Annotated in this window: 4 protein-coding genes; all 4 read left to right on the plus strand. The window is 66.7% G+C overall.

Translation table 11 applies throughout. From position 1 onward, the window contains the following. A partial coding sequence (locus tag IH615_RS21500) for a hypothetical protein (RefSeq protein ID WP_291365250.1) occupies nucleotides 1-417 on the plus strand: 417 nt, incomplete at its 5' end. Continuing rightward, nucleotides 404-1,261 (plus strand): replication initiation factor, encoded by an 858-nt coding sequence (locus IH615_RS21505; RefSeq protein WP_291365252.1) that lies wholly within the window; start codon nucleotides 404-406, stop codon nucleotides 1,259-1,261. The genes IH615_RS21500 and IH615_RS21505, both read left to right, overlap by 14 nt. Beyond that, entirely contained in the window at nucleotides 1,206-1,475 is a 270-nt protein-coding gene (locus tag IH615_RS21510; protein ID WP_291365254.1) for a hypothetical protein, read from the plus strand. The genes IH615_RS21505 and IH615_RS21510 overlap by 56 nt, the downstream gene beginning before the upstream one ends. Further along, entirely contained in the window at nucleotides 1,472-1,693 is a 222-nt protein-coding gene (locus IH615_RS21515; protein WP_291365256.1) for a hypothetical protein, read from the plus strand. The genes IH615_RS21510 and IH615_RS21515 overlap by 4 nt, the downstream gene beginning before the upstream one ends. The last annotated feature ends 370 nt before the right edge of the window (nucleotides 1,694-2,063 follow it).

A 2,063-nucleotide genomic window follows, 5' to 3' on the forward strand; every position in this document is an offset into this window, starting at 1 on the left:
CTGAAACCGCCCATTGCGGCCGTCCTGCGGGAGCTGTCTGCGCTCACCGGCAATAGCCAATCCGCGCTGGTGGCCGAGCTGCTCGAGGAGGCGGCGCCGGTGTTCACGCGAATGGTGCGCATCCTGCGTGCGGCCGAGCAGGCCAAGCGGGCCGTCAAGGACGAGCTCGTCTCAGGCATGGAAGCGGCCCAGACGCGTCTTGAGGGACAGCTCGGCCTTGCGTTGACCGAGCTGGATGCTTTTGAGGGGCAACTTCTCGGGACTGCTGAGAGGGTTTTGCGGCGGCGCGGGCGGAGCGCCGCGGTCAGCGGCGACGCGGCCGCGCAGCGGCAACCCCCCATATCTAACAGGGGGGTCAGGTCACCCAAAAAAACAACAGTCAGGAAAATGAAAGGGGGCGGTCATGGTTCGCTTTGACGCCTACAGCGCCACCACCACCCACGCGCACCGGGACGATCTGATGGCCCTTCTTGCCGGGTCGGGCGATCAGATCAGGTCAAGCCGGGGCTTCCACACCTTCGGGGAACGCCACGCCGTCATCGATGCATCCGGGGATGAGGTCGGGGCCGTGATGGCAGGAGGGCGCCAGGGGGGTCGGGTGATGTTGGAGGTGAAGGGCGAACGCAGTCCGGCCGTCGTAGAGGCCCTCAGGGGGCTCTATGAGCATCGCTGCACGCGTCTGGATACCTGCGCCGACTTCGACCGGCCGGGGGCCTTCGAGGAGCTTCTAGCGCCTGTGCTGCGCGTTAAGGACGAGTTCGGCATCTACGGGGAGAAGCGGGGCGACTGGGACTACCCGGAGCTTGGGCGCACGGTGATGCTCGGGGCGCGAACGAGCGTCATCAAGTTTCGGCTCTACGAGAAGGGCAAGCAGCCGGAGTACCGGCACCTGAATCAGCCCGATCGCGTGCGGGCCGAGCTGCAGGTTCGTCCGGTCAAGGTGGCGCGGGAGGTCTACGCGCACGTGTCGGCGGTGGATGCCTGGGGGGCGTCGCGGTGGACTGCGGCGCTGGCGGGCGAGCTGCTCGGAAAGATGCTGGATAGGGTGGCGCCGGGGTCGATGTGGAAACCGTCTAAGGCGGAGCAGGCGCTTCGGTGGATGGTGCGCCAGTACGGCTCGCACTTGGTCGGGCTGGCGGATGAGTTGGGGGGCTGGGACGTTCTCGGCCTGACGTTGCGGGAGATGCACGAGGAGGAGCGTCGTCGTGGCAAGAAATCGCAAGCCTCAGCCGGGCAAGCGGCTGATCACGGTGGAGATTGATGAGGAGGAGTTGTCGTGGGCTGCGGAGGAGGCGAAGGAGGACATTCCGCGGTTCATTGCGATGGCGGTTGTGGAGGCGATGTGTGTTGGCATGGACCCGGGTGAGCAGCGCATGGTGTGCCTGGCGGTCGATGGTGAGCCGTTCGTGATCGTGCAGACCGAGGGCGAAACCGACGAGGAGTGCTTCACCGAAGTCTGGGAGCCGCCGTCGTGATCTGCTGGTGGAGCTGGCGCAACTTCGAGCGGGTGCCGTATGCGGTGCATTCGGGTTGCGAGTTCGTGGTTGGCTCGCGGAATCGCGAGTGGGTGGCGTTGTACCTGATCGACTACCCGGAGTGCGATGCGGTGGAGCTGGCGGACGAGGGCGGCGCGTTCTGGCTGGTGGGGTTGCCGGAGCATCTGGCCCAGGTGGTGGAGGGCGAGCGGCTCTAGCGGCTTAGCCTGCCCGGGGTGTGGGGCGGGACGCCCCTGCAAGCTGCTCTCCAGCATCCGGGGCGCACCCGATGAGCCTCTACGCGGGCACGTCGGTATGCGTTCGCCGACGGTCGGCCGCGCCCTGCAAGCTAAGCAGCGTAAGGGCTTGCGGTGCGGCACCTTACCGGGTTACGATGCGCATAGGAGGTGCCCTATGCCGGCCAAGAACCCGCGACTTTCGATCACCCTGAAACCGCCCATTGCGGCCGTCCTGCGGGAGCTGTCTGCGCTCACCGGCAATAGCCAATCCGCGCTGGTGGCCGAGCTGCTCGAGGAGGCGGCGCCGGTGTTCACGCGAATGGTGCGCATCCTGCGTGCGGCCGAGCAG

This window comes from Devosia sp. (genome assembly GCF_014860165.1).
GTDB lineage: Bacteria > Pseudomonadota > Alphaproteobacteria > Rhizobiales > Devosiaceae > Devosia.